The organism is Rhodoferax sp. ZS1R8, from assembly GCF_056521325.1.
In genome coordinates this window covers 1-21320 of record NZ_JBWMBA010000001.1, presented here as the reverse complement: position 1 = coordinate 21320, position 21320 = coordinate 1, and the positions used below count along the sequence as shown (strand labels likewise).

The 21320-nt window shown below is 60.7% G+C and carries 15 protein-coding genes, 1 pseudogene and 1 other annotated feature; of the genes and pseudogenes, 15 read left to right on the top strand and 1 reads right to left on the bottom strand.

Features of this window, described 5'->3' with window-relative positions; all coding sequences use genetic code 11:
• Nucleotides 1-127: 127 nt before the first annotated feature.
• The 11 genes from AC097P_RS00080 to AC097P_RS00030 all read left to right on the top strand — a co-directional run bounded on the left by AC097P_RS00080 (nt 128) and on the right by AC097P_RS00030 (nt 10519).
• On the top strand, nt 128-1750 hold the full coding sequence (locus AC097P_RS00080; RefSeq protein ID WP_479608342.1) for a carboxyl transferase domain-containing protein: 1623 nt from the start codon (nt 128-130) through the stop codon (nt 1748-1750).
• Between the two features lie 2 nt (nt 1751-1752).
• Nucleotides 1753-2445 (top strand): DUF4126 domain-containing protein, encoded by a 693-nt coding sequence (locus tag AC097P_RS00075; protein WP_479608341.1) that lies wholly within the window; start codon nt 1753-1755, stop codon nt 2443-2445.
• Entirely contained in the window at nt 2445-4478 is a 2034-nt protein-coding gene (locus tag AC097P_RS00070; RefSeq protein ID WP_479608340.1) for an acetyl/propionyl/methylcrotonyl-CoA carboxylase subunit alpha, read from the top strand. Before AC097P_RS00075 ends, AC097P_RS00070 begins: the two co-directional genes overlap by 1 nt.
• Complete coding sequence (locus AC097P_RS00065) at nt 4475-5395, top strand: 2-hydroxyacid dehydrogenase (RefSeq protein ID WP_479608339.1); 921 nt, start codon at nt 4475-4477, stop codon at nt 5393-5395. Before AC097P_RS00070 ends, AC097P_RS00065 begins: the two co-directional genes overlap by 4 nt.
• Before the next feature lie 49 nt (nt 5396-5444).
• Nucleotides 5445-6353, top strand: a complete 909-nt coding sequence (locus tag AC097P_RS00060; RefSeq protein ID WP_479608338.1) for a hydroxymethylglutaryl-CoA lyase — start codon at nt 5445-5447, stop codon at nt 6351-6353.
• An 8-nt stretch (nt 6354-6361) separates the two neighbouring features.
• Entirely contained in the window at nt 6362-6871 is a 510-nt protein-coding gene (locus AC097P_RS00055; protein ID WP_479608337.1) for a YbaK/EbsC family protein, read from the top strand.
• Nucleotides 6868-7116 carry a DUF1289 domain-containing protein gene (locus AC097P_RS00050; protein ID WP_479608336.1) on the top strand — a complete coding sequence of 83 codons (249 nt, stop codon included), beginning with the start codon at nt 6868-6870 and terminating at the stop codon, nt 7114-7116. The genes AC097P_RS00055 and AC097P_RS00050 overlap by 4 nt, the downstream gene beginning before the upstream one ends.
• A 20-nt stretch (nt 7117-7136) precedes the next feature.
• Nucleotides 7137-7775 (top strand): 2-hydroxychromene-2-carboxylate isomerase, encoded by a 639-nt coding sequence (locus AC097P_RS00045; RefSeq protein WP_479608335.1) that lies wholly within the window; start codon nt 7137-7139, stop codon nt 7773-7775.
• A gap of 275 nt (nt 7776-8050) precedes the next feature.
• Complete coding sequence (locus AC097P_RS00040) at nt 8051-9721, top strand: MFS transporter (RefSeq protein WP_479608334.1); 1671 nt, start codon at nt 8051-8053, stop codon at nt 9719-9721.
• Nucleotides 9722-9786: 65 nt separating this feature from the next.
• The gene (locus AC097P_RS00035) at nt 9787-9954 is read left to right on the top strand and encodes a hypothetical protein (protein WP_479608333.1); all 168 of its coding nucleotides are present in this window, start codon (nt 9787-9789) and stop codon (nt 9952-9954) included.
• 85 nt (nt 9955-10039) lie between these two features.
• Nucleotides 10040-10519, top strand: a complete 480-nt coding sequence (locus AC097P_RS00030) for a hypothetical protein (protein WP_479608332.1) — start codon at nt 10040-10042, stop codon at nt 10517-10519.
• A 111-nt stretch (nt 10520-10630) separates the two neighbouring features.
• Here the strand turns inward: AC097P_RS00030 and AC097P_RS00025 are convergent, their stop codons facing one another.
• The gene (locus tag AC097P_RS00025; RefSeq protein ID WP_479608331.1) at nt 10631-11743 is read right to left on the bottom strand and encodes an ABC transporter substrate-binding protein; all 1113 of its coding nucleotides are present in this window, start codon (nt 11741-11743) and stop codon (nt 10631-10633) included.
• Between the two features lie 424 nt (nt 11744-12167).
• Here AC097P_RS00025 and AC097P_RS00020 point away from each other — a divergent pair, with 424 nt between their 5' ends.
• From AC097P_RS00020 to AC097P_RS00005, 4 genes and pseudogenes are all read left to right on the top strand, one after another.
• Entirely contained in the window at nt 12168-18503 is a 6336-nt protein-coding gene (locus AC097P_RS00020) for an excinuclease ABC subunit UvrA (protein WP_479609438.1), read from the top strand.
• Between the two features lie 88 nt (nt 18504-18591).
• Complete coding sequence (locus AC097P_RS00015) at nt 18592-18945, top strand: nucleotide pyrophosphohydrolase (protein WP_479608330.1); 354 nt, start codon at nt 18592-18594, stop codon at nt 18943-18945.
• A gap of 153 nt (nt 18946-19098) precedes the next feature.
• Nucleotides 19099-20616, top strand: a complete 1518-nt coding sequence (locus AC097P_RS00010; protein ID WP_479608329.1) for a hypothetical protein — start codon at nt 19099-19101, stop codon at nt 20614-20616.
• Nucleotides 20617-20646: 30 nt separating this feature from the next.
• Nucleotides 20647-21320 (top strand): annotated as a pseudogene (locus AC097P_RS00005) (IS3 family transposase); the annotation flags it as partial.
• Nucleotides 20928-21044 (top strand) — a sequence feature (AL1L pseudoknot). It overlaps the preceding pseudogene by 117 nt.

Below are 21320 nucleotides of genomic sequence, written 5' to 3'. Positions count from 1 at the left end.
GACCATAGGCCAATAGTGTGCAGCAGTTTTGACCTGTGGCGCAATTTGCAACCTTTATGGCCTGCACGCCCCGGCCCGCCCGGCTGAAAATGCAAGCTGAATTCTGAAACTTTCTACTGGAACTCCCATGCCCATTCTGGAGACCCAACTCAACGCCCGCTCGGCCGATTTTGTGGCCAACGCCAACGCCATGCGCGCGCTGGTGGCCGATCTGAACGCCCAGACCGACAAGGCCGCCATGGGTGGAGGGGACGCCGCCCGCGCCAAACACACGGCCCGCGGCAAGCTGCTGCCGCGCGACCGCGTGCACAACCTGCTGGATGCTGGCACGCCGTTTCTGGAACTGTCGCCGCTGGCCGCCATGGGCATGTATCCGGACCGCGATGGCACCGACAGCGCACCCTGCGCCGGTGTCATCGCAGGCATCGGCCGCGTGTCGGGTGTGGACTGCATGATTGTGTGCAACGACGCCACGGTCAAAGGCGGCACCTACTACCCCGTCACTGTCAAAAAGCATTTGCGCGCGCAAGAGATTGCGCAACAAAACCGCCTGCCCTGCATTTATCTGGTGGACTCGGGCGGCGCCAACCTGCCGAACCAGGACGAGGTCTTCCCTGACCGCGACCACTTTGGCCGCATCTTCTTCAACCAGGCGAACATGAGCGCCGAGGGCATTGCGCAGATCGCCGTGGTCATGGGCTCCTGCACGGCCGGTGGTGCTTATGTTCCCGCCATGAGCGACGAGACCATCATCGTCAAGAACCAGGGCACGATCTTTCTGGGCGGCCCTCCGCTGGTGAAGGCGGCTACGGGCGAGGTGGTTACGGCCGAGGACCTGGGCGGTGGCGATGTGCACACCCGCCTCTCCGGCGTGGCGGACCACCTGGCGCAGAACGACCTGCATGCGTTATCCATCGCCCGCACCGCGGTTGCCAACCTTAACCAAAAGAAGCCGCTAGCCCCCGCGCTTAAAGCACCTGTTGCTCCTAAATTTGCAGCAGAAGAGTTGTATGGTGTGATTCCCACCGACACCCGCAAGCCGTTTGACGTGCGCGAAATCATCGCCCGCATCGTCGACGGCAGCGAGTTCCACGAGTTCAAACCACGCTTCGGCACCACGCTGGTGACAGGCTTTGCGCATATCGAAGGCATGCCGGTCGGCATCATCGCCAACAACGGTATTTTGTTCAGCGAGTCGGCGCTCAAGGGCGCGCACTTTATTGAGCTGTGCTGCCAGCGCAAGATTCCGCTGATCTTCTTGCAGAACATCACCGGCTTCATGGTGGGCCGCAAATACGAAAACGAAGGTATCGCCCGCAATGGCGCCAAGATGGTGACGGCCGTGGCCACGGCCAACGTGCCCAAGTTCACCATCATCATCGGCGGCAGCTTTGGCGCCGGCAATTACGGCATGTGTGGCCGCGCCTACAGCCCGCGCTTTTTGTGGATGTGGCCAAACGCGCGCATCAGCGTCATGGGTGGTGAGCAGGCGGCCAGCGTGTTGGCTACCGTCAAGCGCGACGGCATAGAAGGCAAGGGCGGCGCATGGACCAAGGACGAGGAAGAAGCTTTCAAGGCGCCGATCCGCCAGCAGTATGAAGTGCAGGGCCACCCTTACTACGCCACAGCCCGCTTGTGGGACGACGGCATCATCGACCCGGCCGATACGCGCCGCGTGCTGGCATTGGGCTTGTCGGCGACGCTGAACGCGCCGATTCCGGATGTGAAGTTTGGCGTGTTCCGGATGTGATGATGGACGCGCTATGGTCCTCTCTGGTTCAGTGGCTGCACACCGTCGGATGGTTGCCGGGCAGTGCAGTACACGTTAGCGACAAGTTGGATTTACCCAGTCTTTTGGCATTGGCGGCGGTGCTGGGTTGGGCCAGTGGTTTTCGGCTGTATGCGGTGGTGTTCATCACTGGTATGGCGGGCGTTATGGGTTGGGTTGCGTTGCCCCATGGGCTGTACATGCTGCAGCACCCGGCCATGTTGGTGGCCAGCGGATTCATGCTGTTCGTCGAGTTCTTTGCCGACAAAATTCCCGGGGTCGATTCGCTATGGGACATCGTGCACAGCGTGATCCGCATTCCGGCCGGTGCTGCATTGGCGGCTGGCGCCCTGGGTGCTGACAGTGGCACGATGACCCTGGTGGCAGCGCTGATGGGCGGCACGTTGGCCGCTACCAGTCAGGCGGCCAAAACGACCACGCGTGCGGCCATCAACACATCCCCCGAGCCTTTTTCTAACGTAGCGGCCAGCTTGTTCGAGGATGGGTTGGTTGTCGGCGCCGTATGGCTGGCCACGACCCATCCTTTGGTGTTTGGTCTGGTGCTGTGCGTGGTTGTGGTGCTGATGTGGATCGTCACCTTGGTGCTCATCAAGTTTCTCAAGGCGGTGTTCTACCGCGTGTCCCGTCTCTTTTCCGGTGTTCCAAAGGCTGTCTAATGTTTAACAAAATCCTGATTGCTAATCGAGGCGAGATCGCCTGCCGCGTAGCCGCCACCGCACGCCGTCTGGCCATCCAAACCGTCGCGGTCTATTCCGATGCCGACGCTGGTGCCAAACATGTGGCCGCCTGCGACGAAGCCATTTACATCGGCGGCAGTGCGCCCAAGGACAGCTACTTGCGCTGGGAAAAGATCATTGCGGCTGCAAAGGCCACCGGCGCACAAGCCATCCACCCCGGCTATGGTTTCCTGAGCGAAAACGAAGAGTTTGCGCAGGCCTGTGCCGACGCGGGGCTGGTGTTCATTGGTCCCCCGTCGTCCGCCATCAAGGCCATGGGGCTCAAGGCCGAGTCCAAGCAGTTGATGGAAAAGGCCGGCGTGCCGCTGGTGCCTGGCTACCACGGTGCTGACCAAGACCCTGCGCTGCTACAGCGCGAGGCCGACCGCATTGGCTACCCCGTGCTGATCAAGGCAAGCGCAGGCGGAGGCGGCAAGGGCATGCGTGCGGTGGACAAGGCGGAAGACTTTGCCGCGGCTCTGGCGTCGTGCAAGCGCGAAGCCATCAACAGCTTTGGCGATGACGCGGTATTGGTCGAGAAGTACGTGCTGCGCCCGCGCCATATCGAGATTCAGGTGTTTGGCGACACGCATGGCAATTACGTTTATTTGTTCGAGCGCGACTGCTCCGTGCAGCGCCGCCACCAGAAAGTGCTGGAAGAAGCCCCCGCGCCCGGCATGACACCCGAGCTGCGTGCAAGCATGGGCAAGGCCGCGGTGGAAGCGGCGCGTGCGGTGAAGTATGTGGGTGCCGGCACCGTGGAATTCATCGTCGAGCAGCCTGGTGGCTATGCGCACCCCGAGCAGATGAAGTTCTACTTCATGGAGATGAACACGCGGCTGCAGGTGGAACACCCTGTGACCGAGGCCATCACCGGCCAGGATCTGGTGGAGTGGCAATTGCGCGTGGCGTCGGGCGAGCCTTTGCCTTTGCAGCAGGACAAATTGCGCATCCACGGCCATGCCATCGAGGCGCGTATCTGCGCCGAAAACCCCGACAACAATTTCTTGCCCGCCACCGGCACGCTGCATGTGTATGGCCTACCCCACTGCGTCACATTTGAGCGTGCCGACAACGCGGTGCGGGTGGACTCCGGTGTGCGTCAGGGTGACAGCATCAGCCCGTTTTACGACTCCATGGTTGCCAAGCTCATCGTGCACGGTGCGACGCGCGAGCAGGCACTGGCCCGCATGGACACGGCGTTGGCCCAAACCCATATCGTCGGACTGACGACCAACGTGCAGTTCCTGCGCCATGTGACGACCAGCGTTTCGTTTGCACAGGCCCAGCTGGACACGGCGCTGATCCCGCGAGAATCGGCTGTGCTGTTCAAGCAGGAGAAGGTGGGTCTGCAAATGGCCACTGCCGCCATGGTGGCGCAGACCCTTGTCAGTGAGCAGTCCTCCGCCACGAAGGCCGATGCCGGTGGCTGGATAGACCCCTGGGCGCAGCGCGATGGCTGGCGCTCACACGGGGCGTCCCACCGGGACTTCATGCTGGAGTTCCACGGGGAGCCTCACACGGCACGCTTCACCCGCCTGCACGGTGGCGGCCTGCAGTTGTCCGTGGATGGCAACACCGCGGCCCTGCACTACACGCCGCTGGCCGGCGGCGCACTGGATGTGCGCTATGGTGACCTGCGTTCCACGGTTAGCCTTTACAAGAATGGCGAGGTAGCCCACGTATTCACTGCCCAAGGCGCTACACAAATCGTAGCAATCGACGCACTGGCGCATGCCGGTGAAACGCATGCCGAGGTCGGCCGCCTGACCGCACCGATGCCCGGCAAGGTCGTGTCCTTCGCCGTCAAGGCGGGTGACGTGGTCAAGAAGGGTCAGGCCCTGGCCGTCATGGAAGCCATGAAGATGGAGCACACGATCGCCGCCCCGGCCGATGGCACGGTGGCCGAACTGCTGTTTGCGCCGGGTGACCAGGTTACCGAAGGCGCAGAGCTGCTCAAGCTGACGACATGAAAATCACTTTTTGTTGCACCGATACCGCGTCCGAGCCCTGGCTGCTAGGTCTGCGCGCGGCCTTGCCCGAGGCCGAAGTCACATTGTGGTCTGCGGGCGCGCCCCAGGCGGACTACGCCGTGGTGTGGGCACCGCCCCAGCAGTTTTTTGACGAACAGTCGCAACTCAAGGCCGTGTTCAATATCGGTGCCGGGGTCGATGCCTTGCTCAAGCTGCAGCTGCCACCCCAGGCGCTGATCGTGCGGCTGGACGATGCTGGCATGTCGGTGCAGATGGCGGAGTATGTGTGCCACGCTGTCATCCGCCACTTCCGCGAGTTCGATGCTTACGAGGCGGATACGCGCGCTGGCAAGTGGTCGTTTCGCAAGCCGCGTGCGCGGGCGGAATTTCCCGTCGGCATCATGGGGCTGGGTGTGCTGGGCGAGCGGGTGGCCCGGGCGCTGGCGCAGTTCGAATTTCCAGTCAATGGTTGGAGCCGTTCACCCAAGGTGTTGGATGGTGTGCGCTGCTTTTCGGGTGCGGATGGCTTCACGCAGTTCCTGGCGGCCAGCCGTGTGCTGGTATGCCTGTTGCCACTGACGCCCGATACGCGTGATGTGATGAGCCGCGACACGCTGTCGCAACTACAAGCCGGCGGCTATGTCATCAATGTGGCCCGCGGCGCCCATCTGGTGGAAGCTGACTTGTTGGCGCTGTTGGACAGCGGCGATCTCGCCGGTGCCACGCTCGATGTTTTCCGCGCTGAGCCCCTGCCAGCCGACCACCCGTTCTGGAAGCACCCCCGCATCACCGTCACGCCGCACACCTCAGCCCGCACGCTGCGCAGCGAAAGCATTGCGCAAATTGCCGGCAAGATGGCGGCCCTGCAACGCGGAGAGCCTGTAGCGGGTGTGGTTGAGCCAAGCAGGGGATACTAGGACCTGATCGGGCCCTAAGCGCCGCATCGTCACCCGAGAGAGAATTGTTATGGATTTGCCCACACGCGTCAAAATAGTAGACGTCGGCCCGCGCGACGGCCTGCAGAACGAGAAACAACCGGTGCCCGCCGCAGTCAAGATCGAGCTGGTACACCGGCTGCAGGATGCCGGCCTGACCGAGATCGAAGTCACCAGCTTTGTCAGCCCGAAATGGGTTCCGCAGATGGCGGACAACGCCGAAGTGATGGCCGGCATGCGGCGCAAAGCCGGTGTGCGCTATTCGGTTTTGACACCCAATTTGCAGGGATTTGAAGCCGCGGTCAAGTCTGGTCCCGATGAGATCGTCGTGTTCGGCGCGGCCAGCGAGGCCTTCAGCCAGAAAAACATCAACTGCTCCATTGCCGAAAGCATTGAACGCTTCCGCCCCGTGGTGCAGGCCGCACTGGAGAAAGGCTTGACCGTGCGTGGCGCCATCTCATGCGCCGTGGGTTGCCCTTACGAGGGGGAGATTGCCCCAGAGCGCGTCGAGATGGTGGCGCGGCTGATGCACGGCATCGGCGTGCAGCATGTGGGCGTGGCCGACACCATTGGCGTGGGCACGCCGCACAAGGTGCAAAAGGCGCTGGAGGCGACGCTGAAGGTCTACGGTGTAGACCACATCTCTGGCCACTTCCACGACACCTACGGCATGGCGCTGGCCAATACGCTGGCCAGTCTGCAAATGGGCATCTGGAACTACGACACCTCGGTCGCGGGCCTGGGTGGCTGCCCCTATGCCAAAGGTGCGACTGGCAATGTGGCGTCGGAAGACGTGGTTTACCTGCTGCACGGCATGGGTATCGAGACCGGTATTGACTTGGACAAGCTGGTGGACGCTGGCAAATTCATCAGCGACTTCCTGCAACGCAAACCAAATTCGCGGGCCGCTACTGCGTTGTTGAACAAGCGTTTGGGTTAAGGGCAGGCATGCACAACACCAAAGACAACCAGCCCGCGTGGCCCGAAGGGGTGCAACGCGTTGCGACCGCCTTGAAAGCCAAGAACCACCCGCACAGCCCGGTGATGCTGGACGATGCCGCCCGCACTGCCCAGCAGGCCGCAGATGCGTTGGGCATCGCCGTCGGCCAGATCGCCAAGAGCATCATCTTCCGCCGCAAGGAAGACGATGTGGCGGTGCTGGTCATCACGTCGGGCGACCGGCGCGTGGACGAGAAGAAAGTCGAGGCGCTGGTGGGCCGCATAGGCCGAGCCGATGCGGACTTCGTCAAGGCCAAGACCGGCTTCAGCATCGGCGGCGTGTCTCCGCTGGCCCATGTGCAACCGCCGGTGACGTTGGTTGACCAGGAGCTGTTCCGTTTCGAAGAAATCTGGGCCGCTGCCGGCCACCCCCACGGCGTGTTCAAGTTGCACCCGCGCGACCTAGCGTTGCTGGCGGGCGCGCCCACCGCAGATGTGACACAGGCGGTCCCCGCATGACGGTCGAGCGGGACGCTACGCAATCCCTTGCCACCCGCGCAGCGCTGGTGGAGGCCATGGTTGACGATATACCGTCACCTTGTGTCTCCGTGTGTCGCATGGACCTGAGGTGTGAGTACTGCGAAGGCTGCCTGCGCAGCATTGACGAGATCCGGGTCTGGCGCGCCAGTACGGATCTGGAAAAGAAAGCTATCTGGGCGCGCATTGCCGGGCGGGCAACAGTCTTCAGCCCAGCGAACCCGTAGCCTTGTAACCGGCGAACACTATGAAACACATCCGCTTCTACCTGGACTTCATTTCTCCCTACGCCTTCCTTGCGTTTGAGGAGCTGCCCCAGGCGCTGATGGGCGTCAGCTATTCGGTGACCTACAAGCCGCTGCTGTTCGCGGCCCTTCTCAAGCACCATGGCCAGTTGGGTCCGGCTGAGATTCCGGCCAAGCGCGACTGGACCTACCGCCAGGTGCAATGGCTGGCCCACAGTAAAGGCCGCGCGCTGGACATGCCGGCGGCCCATCCGTTCAACCCGCTGGGTTTGCTGCGTCTGGCGCTGGCCACCGATGCCCAAGGCCAGCCCAACCGCTATGTCTGCGAGACCGTGTTCAAGCACGTGTGGGTAGGCGGTGCCGACGCGGCCAACACCGAGCGCCTGGCTGTGCTCTCACAACACCTGGCGCCCGAGCGTGATGCGTCAGACGCCACCGTCAAGGCGCAATTGCGTGCCCATGCCGAGGAAGCCATCGCGCTGGGTGTCTTCGGTGTGCCTGCGTTCGAGGTAGATGGCAAGGTCTTCTGGGGGCTGGACGCCCTGCCCATGCTGCGGGCTTACCTGCAGGGCGATACCTGGTTTGACGGCCCGTGCTGGGCATCGTCGCAAACCGTGCCCACCGGCGCCACCCGAACCTGACCGAGCGGTCTGAATGCCCCTGCACTGCGCCGGGAAATACGGGTACTTACCCTAGGTTGCATAGCCACTCGGCGCACGGTTTTCACGCTATTTGCCTTCGAAATTCCACAACAAGAAATTTTTGTCGCGGGTAAGTGCTTATTCTGTAAGTTTTCATTCAGTTCTCCGTAAGTTGCTGTTGGAAAGGAGTCAGAACTGGGTCAGAACGCGGTCGCATAGTCCGATCACCCAACCGCGTCGCCGGGACGCATTCAACTTCAATTGGAGACAAAACCATGGCAACAGTAGCCCCACGGCCTATGTCCGCGGAAGAGAAGAAAGTTATCTTCGCTTCCTCGCTAGGCACCGTTTTTGAGTGGTACGACTTCTACCTCTACGGTTCGTTGGCAGCGGTCATCGCCAAACAGTTCTTTGGTGGTCTGGACCCTACGTCGGCTTACATTTTTGCGCTGCTGGCATTTGCCGCCGGCTTCCTGGTGCGGCCGTTTGGCGCGCTGGTATTCGGCCGCTTGGGTGACATGATCGGACGCAAGTACACCTTCCTGGTGACCATTCTGATCATGGGTTTGTCTACGTTCATTGTGGGCGTGCTGCCCAACTACGCAACCATCGGCCTGGCTGCGCCCATCATCCTGGTTGCTCTTCGGATGCTGCAAGGTCTGGCGTTAGGTGGCGAGTACGGTGGTGCTGCAACCTATGTGGCCGAGCACGCGCCCCATGGCAAACGTGGCGCCTATACCGCGTGGATCCAGACTACGGCGACCCTGGGCTTGTTCCTGTCGCTGATCGTGATTCTGGTGACGCGCGAGTTTACCGGTGCCGATTTTGAAGTCTGGGGCTGGCGCGTTCCGTTCCTGGTGTCCATTCTGTTGCTGGGCGTGTCGGTTTACATCCGCTTGAGCATGAACGAGTCGCCTGCCTTCACGAAGATGAAGGCAGAAGGCAAGACCTCCAAGTCACCGCTGTCCGAATCATTTGGCCAGTGGAAAAACTTGAAGATCGTGATTCTGGCACTGGTAGGGCTGACCGCTGGTCAAGCTGTGGTCTGGTACTCCGGTCAGTTTTATGCGTTGTTCTTCCTGACCTCCATCGCAAAAGTCGACCCCAAGACGGCCAACCTGTTGATCGCGGCTGCGCTGGTCATCGGCACACCGTTCTTCATCGTGTTTGGTTCACTGTCGGACAAGATCGGCCGCAAGCCCATCATCATGGCCGGCTGCCTGCTGGCCGCTTTGACCTACTTCACAGCGTTCCCAATGTTGCTGAGCTACGCCAACCCCAAACTGGTGGCCGCACAAAAAGCACTGCCTGTGGTGGTGACGGCCGACTTCGCACGATGCTCTTTCCAGGGCAGCCCGATCGCACGCCCTATCGACTTCACCAGTTCCTGCGACATCGCCAAGCGTACGCTAACGGAAAACTATGTCCCCTACCAGAACGTGGCAGCCCCCGCGGGCGCCGAGGCAACGATCAAGATCGGCGAAACGGTGATTCCGTCGCTCGTGGCTACGTTGAACGACAAACGCGACGCCTTCTCCCCCGAGAGCGCCAAAGCGATTGCCGATTTCAAGAAAGCAGTCGTGGAGGCCGCCAAGGCCGGTGGCCTGACCACCAAGGCGGACGATGCCAACATGAACAAGCCCATGGTGCTGGCTGTGCTGGTTTACCTGGTGCTTTTGGTCACCATGGTGTATGGCCCGATTGCCGCCATGTTGGTCGAAATGTTCCCCACCCGCATCCGCTACACATCAATGAGCCTGCCTTACCACATTGGTAATGGCTGGTTCGGCGGCCTGCTGCCCACCACTGCCTTTGCGATGGTCGCCGCAACCGGCGATATCTTCTACGGCCTGTGGTACCCCGTCATCGTAGCGGCCGGCACTTTCGTCATTGGCATGATCTTCATCAAAGAAACCAAAGACGTTGACATCTACGCTAACGACTAAACGCTAGTAACGCTTACGACCCCGGGCCGTTGTGGCTCGGGGTCTTTTTTTTAAGGAAAAGAATCATGTGGAAACTGGTGGTGGGTTTTATAGTTTTTGCTGCGTTGGCTTTATATGTACTGAGCCGCGGTGGCGACATCGACATGAGTGGTGAAAAGCACGGCACCGATACCGCGCCTGCGCATCCGGTGGCGGCTGCCGCATCCGCCACTGCTTCGGTGCCCAAACCCTGACTGCCAGGCGCCGCGGGTCGGCATATATGATCCTAATGGGGCGCTTGGCCTTGCCAAGTGGATATCCCCGAGCTAGGATGGATCGATGAAACTTATAAAAACGGAGACGGGACAGCAGGCGTTCAAAGCGCGGTCGCCACTGTTTTCAGCACGGCAGCGTACCGCCTTCATCATGTTTGATGGCCAAAAGACGGTGGAGCAGGTGTTGGCAGCGGCGGCCAGCCTTGGCTTGACCGCAGAAGATGTGGAACACATGGTGGAGCACGGCATGCTTGCGCCGGCTCTTGGCGAAGAGGCGACACCTGTAAACCCTGTTGCAGAAAAATTGCAGGCGGCGCAAGCTGCACTCACTGCATTCAATGCGCGCTCTATCCAGGACCGCTACACCCAGGCTAAACCCCTTGCCACCCAGCTGACTGCCGGTCTGGGCTTGCGTGGATTCCGTCTGAACCTGGCCGTGGAAGCTGCAGGCGGCTACGACGAACTGCTGGCGCTGTTCCCCAAGATCCAGGATGCCGTGGGCGCCAAGGCCGCCGAAGACCTCGAACGCGCTTTGATGGGATAAGCCACTGGGCGTCGAGGGCCGCAGCAATTCGCCGCCGGGCCGCCCCAAGGCGAATTAGCCCCCTCGGGGGGCAGCGACCCGCGCAGCGGCGGAGCGTGGGGGCGACACGCTTTAGCGCATGAACTTGCCGTCCGATCCAATGATGGATAGGTCGGCAAAGTCCAGACCGCTGTGGTCCGTGGCGCTGTAGCTCACCTCTAGCCCACCCAAGTCAAATTTCTGCAGGCTTTCCAGCGCATCGCGCAGCCCGCTGGGTGTAGGTTTAGGTCCAGCCCGGCGCAGGCCTTCCACCAGAACCTTAGCCGCAGCAAAACCCTCTAGCATCGCGGGAGATACGCCGGCCAGCCCCTTGGCACGGGCCAAGTCCTGGGCTTCCTTTACCAGTCGGTAATTCAGAGCCCGCTCATTGGGAAAAACCTGGGTCACGATCACCCCGCGCGCATGTTCGCCCAGTAACTTGATAAACCCTTCGGAAGCATTGTTGGACAGCGTCACCACCTGCACGGTCAGACCCGCTGCGCGTAGCGCCTTCACCCCGCTGGCCACGCTGCCCGAGGAGCCGACGTAGAGCACGGCCTGGGCATTGCTGGCTTTGACTTTTGTTGCCAGGTCAGCAAAGTCCGGCTTCTCGCGTGGAAATTTTTGTAACAAAGATGGTGTGAGGCCGGCGGATGCAAAACCTTTTTCCGCGCCCACGGCGGCGTCGGCGCCAAAGGAGTCATCGGTCTGCAGCACGGCGATGCGGGTCATCCCCAGGCTGGCCAAATGTTTGATAGCACGGATGGCCTCGCGCTGGTAGGTGGCGCGCACATTGAACACCCAGGGGTTAACTGAATCATGCAGTGCCATGGCGCCTGTGCTGGGGCCGACCAACGGCACATGCAGCTCGGCCAGCACTGGCAGCAGCGCTTGCGCGTGGGGCGTGCCACGGTTCAGGAACAGTGCCAGCACATGCTGTTCGGTGATCAGCGCCCGGCCCACCGCGGCGGTGGTCGAGGGGTCGAATTTGTCATCCATCGTGACCAATTCGACCTGCTGGCCGTGTATACCGCCTTGTCGGTTGATGGTATCGAGGTAGAGCCTGGCGCCTTCGGTGTTCTCCTTGACGCCGGCGGCGGCCGAACCGGTAAAGCCCGAGGGCTGGCCTATGCGCAATTGGGCGTGGCTTGTGGCCGCCAGCGCGCCCAGCAAGACCGCGCCGCACACCGTGTGGGCAAATTTCATGGCATGTCTCCTCGCTTTTTTGTGCCTGCATTGTCCCGAGCGGCGCTTAAGCGGGCCAGCTGTGGAATTCCACATCCGGGTTTGCCCTGAAGACTGTTGCCCCCACGCTCCGCCACGCGCGGATCGCTGCCTCACGGGAAAACTGTAAAACCTTGCGGCGAAGGTCCGTGGAGTAAGTCCCTAGAATGATTGGCCTCATCCAGAAAGACACCGCTACATGACCCAGGGAACCATCCGCATCCGCGGCGCACGCCAGCACAATCTGAAGAACCTGGACTTGGATATCCGCACCGGCGAACTCACCGTGGTGACGGGCCCCAGCGGCTCAGGCAAATCCAGCTTGGTGTTCGACACGTTGTACGCCGAAGGCCAGCGCCGCTATGTGGAAACTTTCTCGGCTTACGCCCGACAGTTTTTGGACCGCATGGACAAACCGGCGGTGGACAAGGTGGAAGGTGTACCACCAGCCATCGCCATTGATCAGACCAACCCCGTGCGCTCCAGCCGCTCCACCGTGGGCACGATGACGGAGTTGAACGACCATGTGAAGCTGCTGTATTCCCGCGCCGGCAATCTGTTCGACAAGCAGACCGCGCTGCCGGTGCAGCACGACACACCGGAGACCATTTATGCCGAGCTGGTGCGTCGCGCGGCGGTGCACACTCCGGTAGCGGATCCCAGGCTGGTGCTGACGTTTCCGGTGGAGCTGCCGGCCAGCACCACCCCGGAGGAGTTGACGCAATGGCTGTCGGCCAGTGGCTTCACGCGTATCCATGCCGAGCGCGAGGTGGCAGTGCCACAAACTGCCGAGGGCGCCGATGCGTCCAAGAAAAAGCCCAAGACGAAAGCGGATGCTGCCGCCATATCCTCCACCCGCAAGGTGCTTGACGTGGTTGCCGACCGCTTCCGCATCGCCAGTGTGGAGAAGGTCCGCGTGCTGGAAGCCATCGAAGTGGCCTTGAAGCGTGGCAGCGGTCGGCTCAATGTTTATGTGGTCAACGAGGCTGCAGCCCCTGCCGATATAGCGCAAGCAGCTACAGAATCGATAGCGGATGCTGAACCCGTCGTATGGCGCTTCTCTACCGGCTTGCACTGTCCGCAGAGCGATATTCGCTATACCGACCCCATTGCGTCGATGTTTTCGTTCAACTCGGCCGTCGGCGCCTGCGAGGCCTGTCGCGGCTTTGGACGTGTGGTGGGTGTGGACCTGGGCCTGGTCATTCCCAACGACAAGCTCACGCTGCGCGCGGGCGCCGTCAAGCCCATGCAGACTCCCGCGTGGCAGGAGTGCCAGGACGACCTGATGCGCCACGCCGAGGCGGCCGGCATTCCGCGTGACACGCCCTGGTACAAGCTGACGCCTGAGCAGCAGGGCTGGGTGATCAACGGTTCTCCCAACTGGAACGGCAAGTGGAACCAGCACTGGTTTGGTATCAACCGTTTCTTTGCCTACCTGGAGACCAAGGCCTACAAGATGCACATCCGTGTGCTGCTGTCCAAATACCGTAGCTACACGCCGTGCGGAACCTGCGGCGGGGCGCGTTTGAAGACCGAAAGTCTGTTGTGGCGCATTGGGACCAAAGCGCAGGCGGATGCTGTGTTGGCTCCCTCCAAGCGCTTCATGCCACAAGGGGTCACCTGGACGCGTGCGCAACTGGAGGCGCTGCCGGGGTTGTGTCTGCATGACTTGATGCTGATGCCGATTGATCGGCTGCGGCGGTTTTTTGATTCGCTGCAAGCTATGTCGGATGCTGATTCAGCGCGCGCTGCGGGGGAGGCCGGTACGCCGGGCTCCGCATGGTGCGAGCACAAATTGTCGCCCGGCGGACCGGCTTCCCCCGCGGGCCAACACGAAGCAGATGGTGAGAAGACAGCAGATGGAGCACAGCGTCCAGCGGCATCGGGTATGGGGGCGGCGGAAGCCGATTTGTGCTTGCACCATGAGGCGCCCGCCGCTCCCATGCCCGATGCTGCGGGTCATGAACGCACAGAGCCCTCGTCCTCCGAAGCCGAACGCAAAACCCTGAAGCTGTTGCTGGAAGAAGTCTGCACCCGCCTGAAGTACCTGTGCGACGTAGGCATCGGTTACCTGACGCTGGACCGCCAAAGCCGCACATTGAGCGGCGGCGAAGTCCAACGCATCAACCTCACCACGGCCCTGGGCACCTCCCTGGTCAACACCCTGTTCGTACTGGACGAGCCCAGCATCGGCCTGCACCCGCGCGACATGCACCGCATCATTGTGGCCATGCAGCGCCTGCGCGATGCGGGCAACACGCTAGTAGTCGTTGAACATGACCCTGCCGTGATGCTGGCCGCGGACCGCATGATCGACATGGGCCCCGGCCCCGGCGAGAAGGGCGGCCAGATCGTGTTTGACGGCAGCACCGAAGACCTGCGTAGTGCCGACACGCTGACAGGTGCCTACCTGGGTGGCCGCAAGCAGGTCGGCATGGGCTTCAAGCGCATGGTGACCGAGAGCACGCCGCGCCTGGTTCTGGAAGGCGTGACCGAGCACAACCTGAAGAACATTTCGGTGGACATTCCGCTGCAACGCCTGGTGTGTGTGACCGGCGTCAGCGGCTCCGGCAAGTCCACACTGATACAGGATGTGCTGGCGCCAGCCCTGCTGCGCCATTTCGGCAAGGCGACTGAAACGCCGGGTGCCCATGCGCGCTTGTTGGGCGCTGAGCAGTTGAGCGAAGTGGTGTTTGTGGACCAATCACCCATCGGCAAGACCGCACGCTCCAACCCGGTGAGTTATGTGGGTGCGTGGGATGCGATCCGCGAGTTATTTGCCGGTGCGGACTTGTCGCGCGAGCGTGGCTACACCGCCAGCAAGTTCAGCTTCAACGGTGGTGATGGCCGCTGCCCGACCTGCGGTGGCTCGGGCTTTGAGCACATCGAGATGCAGTTCCTGAGCGACGTGTATTTGCGCTGCCCGGACTGTGATGGCAAGCGCTACCGGCCCGAGATTCTGGAAGTGACGATTGAGCGCAAAGGCCGGCGCGTCAATGTGTCCGATGTGCTGGATCTGACGGTCACCGAATCCGCAGACCTGTTCTCCAACGACCGCGACGTGATCCGCGCCTTGCAGCCGATTGTGGATGTGGGGCTGGAGTACGTGAAGCTGGGCCAGCCCGTGCCCACGCTGTCGGGCGGCGAGGCGCAACGTCTGAAGCTGGCCGGCTTCCTGGCCGAGGCCGCCAAGAGCAGCACGGCCAGCCGCCAGCAGGTGGCCAAGCGCGGCACGCTGTTCATGCTAGACGAGCCCACGACTGGTCTGCATTTCGACGACATCGCCAAGCTGATGCGTGCGCTGCGTAAGCTGCTGGATGCCGGGCATTCGCTGCTGGTCATTGAGCACAACCTGGATGTGATCCGGGCGTCGGATTGGTTGATTGACCTGGGGCCTGAAGGCGGCGACGCAGGGGGCGAATTGGTGGCCTTTGGTACGCCTGAAGATTTGTTGCTGCATGCGTCTTCACACACTGGCCAGGCACTGCGGGAGTATGCAGCGGCCATGGGCGTGGTGCATGTGGTGTCTGAGCCTCGTGTTAAGTACTTGGGTATTCCCGCTGCTAGTGTGGTGGTGCACGCGTCCGGGGATGGGGTCACGCCGGGCTCCTCATACGGCAAGCCCAAATCGTCACCCGGCGCAACCCCATCCCCGGCGGACAACGTTATTCGTATCGTTAATGCCAAGGAGCACAACCTTAAGTCTTTGTCTGTGGACATCCCACGCGGCAAGTTCAATGTTGTTACCGGGGTTTCTGGTTCAGGCAAGTCCACGCTTGCGTTTGACATCCTGTTCAACGAAGGCCAGCGGCGTTATCTGGAATCGCTGAACGCCTACGCCCGCAGCATTGTGCAACCCGCTGGCCGGCCAGAAGTGGACGCGGTCTACGGCATCCCACCCACCGTCGCGATTGAACAGCGGCTGTCACGCGGCGGCCGCAAGTCCACTGTGGGTACCACCACCGAGGTCTGGCACTTCCTGCGCCTGCTGTACGTCAAGCTGGGCACGCAACACTGCATCTTTGATGGTGCGGCAGTAGAACCGCAGTCCGCAGACAGCATCGCTGCACAGTTGTTGAAAAACTTCAGAGGCCAACACATCGGACTGCTTGCACCCTTGGTGTCCGGCCGCAAAGGTGTCTACACCGAACTGGCCGACTGGGCGCGACCACGCGGCTTCACGCATCTGCGGGTGGATGGCAACTTTTTGCCCACCACCAACTTCCCGCGCATAGACCGCTTCAAGGAACACAACATCGAGCTGCCCGTCGCCAGCCTGGACGTGAACCCGGCGCATGAAGCGCAATTGCGTGAGGCATTAGCCACGGCATTGGTGCATGGCAAGGGTGTGGTGCATGTGCTGTCGGGCATGGAGGGTCTGAAAGACGCGATGCTGGCTGGCACCCCGGCAGCCGGTATCGGCCAAGTGCAGGTGTTCTCCACCAAGCGCGCCTGCCCGGTGTGTTCCACGTCCTACGTTGAGCTGGACCCGCGCCTCTTCAGCTACAACAGCAAACACGGCTGGTGCCCAGATTGCGTGGGCACCGGCGTGGCGTTGACCAAGGACCAGCGCAAGGTGTTTGACGATTCGGTGAAGGACGACGATAACAAGGGCCGCGAGCAGACCTTTGCCGAGGCCGATATCGAAGACCTGCACGACGCCAACTGCCCCACCTGCCAGGCCACACGCCTGAACGCGACTGCACGGGCTGTGCTGTTCAATGGCGTGGGTATCACCGACATTGCGCGCTTGAGCGTGACCGATGTGCGCAAGTGGGTGCAGACGCTGCAGGTGATCGGTGGCATGACAACACGCGAGGGGGACATTGCGCGCGATCTGGTGCCGGAGATCAAGAGCCGTCTGGAGTTTTTGGAAGAAGTCGGCTTGGGGTATCTGACGCTGGACCGTGGTGCACCCACGCTCAGCGGTGGCGAGGCGCAGCGCATCCGTCTGGCCGCGCAACTGGGCAGCAATCTTCAGGGCGTCTGCTACGTGCTGGACGAACCCACGATTGGCTTGCATGCGCGGGACAACAAGATTCTGCTGGGTGCCCTGCGGTCGTTGAGCGACAAGGGCAACACGCTGGTGGTGGTGGAGCATGACGAGGACACCATCCGCCATGCGGACCACATCATTGACATCGGACCTAGCGCAGGCAAACGGGGAGGGCGTCTGGTTGCAGAAGGTTCCGTTGCGGATGTGCAGGCGGCTGCTGAGTCGCAGACGGGGCGGTACTTGCTGCATGCCATGAAGCATCCTTTGATGGTGCGGCGTTCGGTGATTTCGTTTGCAGAGTCGGAGGCGCTTGCTGTGGCGCTCGCTGCGGCCGAAGCCGGTACGCCGGGAGCCTCATACGGCTCGCCCAAATCGGCACCCGGCGCACCGACTCCGGCCGCGGGCACAGGAAGCGCGAAGGGGGCTAAATTGCCGAAAGGCAAGGCGGCCAAAGCGGCCGCAATTGCAGCGGCGCGTGTATCGACCAGTGTGGCAGCGAATGCGGAGTATTTGGAGCGTGAGCGTATCACCGCCAGTTACGCGGCAGCCAGTGCAGAGGTTCCCCATCGACCCGCAGCAGGAGGAGCCATGGGGGTGGGTGACGATTTGGCAGTTGCGCAGCAAATGCATGAGGAGCCTGCCCCCATGGCTCCCCCTGCGGAGCCAGCAGCAACTATGCCTCCAATCGATTGGCTGACAGTCAAGGGAGCCAACCTCCACAACCTGCAAAACGTCACCGCCCACATCCCCCTCAAACGCCTGGTCGTAGTCACCGGCGTTTCAGGCTCCGGCAAATCAACACTCGCGCGTGACGTCTTGCTGACCAACGTACAAGTAGCCGTCCAAAAACGCAGCACCAAGGCGGGTAGAGACGCCCTGGACGCCGGTGAAAAAATCCATTGGACCGGCTGCGAAGGCGTCACCGGATTCGAGACCATCGACCGCGTGTTGGAAGTGGACCAGACCCCTATCGGCAAAACCCCACGTAGTTGCCCCGCCACCTACATCGGCTTCTGGGACACCATCCGCAAACTTTTTGCCGACACGCTGGAAGCCAAGGCGCGCGGCTACGCTGCTAACCGCTTCAGCTTCAACACCGGCGAAGGCCGCTGCCCCGGTTGCGAAGGCCAGGGCATACGCACCATCGGCATGAGCTTCTTGCCGGATGTGAAGGTGCTGTGCGAAACCTGCAAGGGCGCCCGCTTCAATCCTGAAACCCAGGCTGTCACCTGGCGCGGCAAAAACATCGGCGACGTGCTGCAGATGGAAGTGGACGAAGCGGTGGAGTTTTTTGCCGCCATGCCCGTCATCGCCCACCCGCTGCAATTGCTGAAAGATGTGGGCCTGGGCTATCTGACGTTGGGCCAGCCATCCCCCACACTCAGCGGTGGCGAGGCGCAGCGTATCAAGCTGGTGACCGAGCTGAGCAAGGTGCGCGACGACATCGGCAAACGCGGCAACAAGGCGCCGCATACGCTGTACGTGCTGGATGAGCCGACGGTGGGCCTGCATATGGCGGATGTGGAAAAACTGATCCAGGTGCTGCACCGCCTTGTGAATGCCGGCCACAGCGTTGTCGTCATCGAACATGACCTGGATGTGATAGCCGAGGCGGACTGGGTGATTGACCTGGGGCCAGACGGCGGCAATGCCGGTGGGCAGGTGGTGGCGGCTGCCACGCCGGAGACGGTGGTAGCGCTGGGCACGCACACCGGCGTGGCGCTGGCTGCGGTACTGGCACGCTAAAAAGCCCTTCAAGAATGCTATGAAAACAGGAGCTGCTTGCGCGCGTCCCACGCGGGCTGTAGCATGATTTGACTTAAAGAGCTGCACCATGTCGAATAACCCGTTGCTGCCATTGGTTGAAGCCCTGCGTGCCTTTGCGCAGGCCCGAGAGTGGGAGCAGTTCCACACCCCCAAGAACCTGGCCTGCGCGCTGTCGGTGGAAGCTGCGGAGCTGCTGGAGCACTTCCAGTGGCTGACTGAAGCGCAAAGCCAAGCACTACCAGCGGGCAAAAAAGCCGAAGTGGCGGCCGAGGCGGCCGACGTCTTTCTCTACCTGCTGCAGTTGTGCGACAAGTTGGGCATTGATCTGATCGCCGCAGTGCAGGCAAAGATGCTGGTTAATGCAGAGAAGTATCCGGTGGATGCGGCGCGGGGCACGGCGGCCAAGTACACGGAGCTATAGATGGCATGGTTGGCGGCACAGGCGTCCCCCAAGAATGACCCACAAGGGGGAGCCATGACGCCAGAGCAGAAAGCCAGAGTCAACCTCCAGCGTGCGCAAGCGTTACGGCAGGCGACACTTCGGTCCGCATTCAATCGTGTTGAGGCGGCGTAGATGGCAAATGGAAACGTTTCAATTCGTGTTCGGCCACTGCGGGTAGCATTTTTGGTGGACCCACGGGACACCAAAGGCTTACGTCGAGCGATTGAATTGAGTACGTTTCAATGGGGTGGCACATACAACCCGATCATTCCAGTATTCCAGCGTATGCCGAAGATATGGGAATCCCATCGTGGTTTGCGAGTGCCGAGTTCTGAACAGGTGATTGAAGGGTATTTGACCGGATTCGACCCGGATATTGTCGTACCCGTCGGAACCTGTGGAAATCGAGAATTTAACGTTGGTCATCGCGAACTCGTGACGGCGCAAGACCTTATGGGAGACATGAGCGCATCCCATAGTCCAAAGTTTGGTATCGGTTATTTTGAGGTACTTTCAGATTTCATTGAGAAGGAACTGAAGTTCGTAAGAAATGACAAGCTCAGACTTGTATTGCCGAAACTGCCGAGTGAATATGGGCTTTTCCTTGCCAGTGTGTTTGGTGCATTGCCTCCCGAGGCAGGGGAGTTAGTTGACAGCTATTACGGCCAAGTACCGGGGCTGCGTCGCGATTCGGTGAAGCTGGCAAATTACACCGAACTTCTGGAACCACTTGAAATATTTCCTCGGCGGTTGAATACGTGGGGGTTGGAACATCGTCCTATTCAAGATTCGCTGCTGTTCGTTTGCGATGCGACGAGTTCCTTGGACGTTATTGACTATTGGAATTTGCGGGCTGCGGGGTACCAAGTTGTGCCGATACCTTTTCAATCAGCGGAGTCTCATGGTTGCAAGGAGTTGGCCCGTAACGTGATAAACGAAGGTTATCAGCCGCACCGTCATCAGCCAGACTGGTTTCACCGTGTTACGGTGCAGCGTTCACGTTCGGTGTCAGAGAAAATCGTTGAAGACTTTTGTTCGTCGCTTCCATTGCCGCTCGGGCAGGTCAGAAACGATCCAAAGTATTTAGTCCGACACTGGCATCCGAGAATTTGGGATGCATGGGCGCGGGAGAATACACAAGAGAAAGTTCAATCACCGTATTCGCACGAGATCGATCTGCCGATTACAGAGGGCGAAACGCGTATGGAGCTCCGGGCGCAACAGCCAAAAATTAAGCGATTTGGTGAGTACACCGGCGAGCCTAAGTTTGCCAACGATTTTTCATTTCGTTTCTATGGCTCTAATGAGCCAATGGCTGAAGTTCTTCCGTACGGTAGTAAAGACTTGTCAACGGCCATTGGACGAACAGGGTATTTCAATTGGCGATTCGCTGAGTCAGGGCCAGTTTTTTTGGCAACCATGTCTGAGGATTTGATCTTTCTTGAATTGCCCAAGGCCGAGTCAGTTATGACCGAATGGCTCAGGGAACGTGGCTGGAAAGTTGAGCTTTCAGCCTCAGGGCGTATGGCAACCCAGTTGGTTAAACAACTCGGTGGTGCTTGGGGCATTAGCTCTTTGGCAAAGATCGAAGTTATCAAACTCCTTAGTGACCTTGAAAAGGAAGGTGGTCTGAATCGCCCCGGATTTTGAGGAGGCTCCAACCTTTGAGAAGATGGAGTCATGAGCAAGAAATCAAATCGTTTTTCCCCCGAAGTACGCGAACGCGCTGTACGCATGGTGCAGGATCACCGAGGCGAGTATTCGTCTGTGTGGGCGGCCATTGAGTCCATTGCACCCAAGATTGGCTGTGTTCCCCAGACGCTGCATGAATGGGTTCGTAAACAGGAAATCGACACCGGGTTGCGTGATGGTGCTACCAGCGAGGAGCGTGACCGCATCAAAGCGTTGGAACGTGAGGTCAAGGAATTGCGCCGGGCCAACGAAATCCTGAAGCTGGCAAGCGCTTTTTTTGCCCAGGCGGAGCTCGACCGCCGACTCAAGTCTTGAATGACTTTGTGGACAAGCACCGCAACACCCACGGGGTCGAGCCGATCTGCAAGGTATTGCAGATTGCCCCGTCAGGATACCGCCGACATGCCGCGTGCCAACGCCAGCCGGAAATGCGCAGTACACGCGCCAAGACCGATGACACCTTGATGCCACAAATCCAGCAAGTCTGGCATTCCAACATGCAGGTCTACGGTGCCGACAAGGTATGGCATCAAATGAACCGCGACGGCGTCAAGGTAGCACGCTGCACTGTTGAGCGGCTGATGAAACGCCTTGGTCTGCAAGGGGCACGCCGAGGGAAGGTGGTACGCACCACAGTCGCCGACAAAACGGTGCCATGTCCA

What these genes read in the sequence shown, in the direction of transcription:
- AC097P_RS00080 (WP_479608342.1), top strand. Translation starts at nt 128, where the DNA reads ATGCCCATTCTGGAGACCCAACTCAACGCCCGCTCGGCCGATTTTGTG.
- AC097P_RS00075 (WP_479608341.1), top strand. Translation starts at nt 1,753, where the DNA reads ATGGACGCGCTATGGTCCTCTCTGGTTCAGTGGCTGCACACCGTCGGA.
- AC097P_RS00070 (WP_479608340.1), top strand. Translation starts at nt 2,445, where the DNA reads ATGTTTAACAAAATCCTGATTGCTAATCGAGGCGAGATCGCCTGCCGC.
- AC097P_RS00065 (WP_479608339.1), top strand. Translation starts at nt 4,475, where the DNA reads ATGAAAATCACTTTTTGTTGCACCGATACCGCGTCCGAGCCCTGGCTG.
- AC097P_RS00060 (WP_479608338.1), top strand. Translation starts at nt 5,445, where the DNA reads ATGGATTTGCCCACACGCGTCAAAATAGTAGACGTCGGCCCGCGCGAC.
- AC097P_RS00055 (WP_479608337.1), top strand. Translation starts at nt 6,362, where the DNA reads ATGCACAACACCAAAGACAACCAGCCCGCGTGGCCCGAAGGGGTGCAA.
- AC097P_RS00050 (WP_479608336.1), top strand. Translation starts at nt 6,868, where the DNA reads ATGACGGTCGAGCGGGACGCTACGCAATCCCTTGCCACCCGCGCAGCG.
- AC097P_RS00045 (WP_479608335.1), top strand. Translation starts at nt 7,137, where the DNA reads ATGAAACACATCCGCTTCTACCTGGACTTCATTTCTCCCTACGCCTTC.
- AC097P_RS00040 (WP_479608334.1), top strand. Translation starts at nt 8,051, where the DNA reads ATGGCAACAGTAGCCCCACGGCCTATGTCCGCGGAAGAGAAGAAAGTT.
- AC097P_RS00035 (WP_479608333.1), top strand. Translation starts at nt 9,787, where the DNA reads ATGTGGAAACTGGTGGTGGGTTTTATAGTTTTTGCTGCGTTGGCTTTA.
- AC097P_RS00030 (WP_479608332.1), top strand. Translation starts at nt 10,040, where the DNA reads ATGAAACTTATAAAAACGGAGACGGGACAGCAGGCGTTCAAAGCGCGG.
- AC097P_RS00025 (WP_479608331.1), bottom strand. Translation starts at nt 11,743, where the DNA reads ATGAAATTTGCCCACACGGTGTGCGGCGCGGTCTTGCTGGGCGCGCTG.
- AC097P_RS00020 (WP_479609438.1), top strand. Translation starts at nt 12,168, where the DNA reads ATGGACAAACCGGCGGTGGACAAGGTGGAAGGTGTACCACCAGCCATC.
- AC097P_RS00015 (WP_479608330.1), top strand. Translation starts at nt 18,592, where the DNA reads ATGTCGAATAACCCGTTGCTGCCATTGGTTGAAGCCCTGCGTGCCTTT.
- AC097P_RS00010 (WP_479608329.1), top strand. Translation starts at nt 19,099, where the DNA reads ATGGCAAATGGAAACGTTTCAATTCGTGTTCGGCCACTGCGGGTAGCA.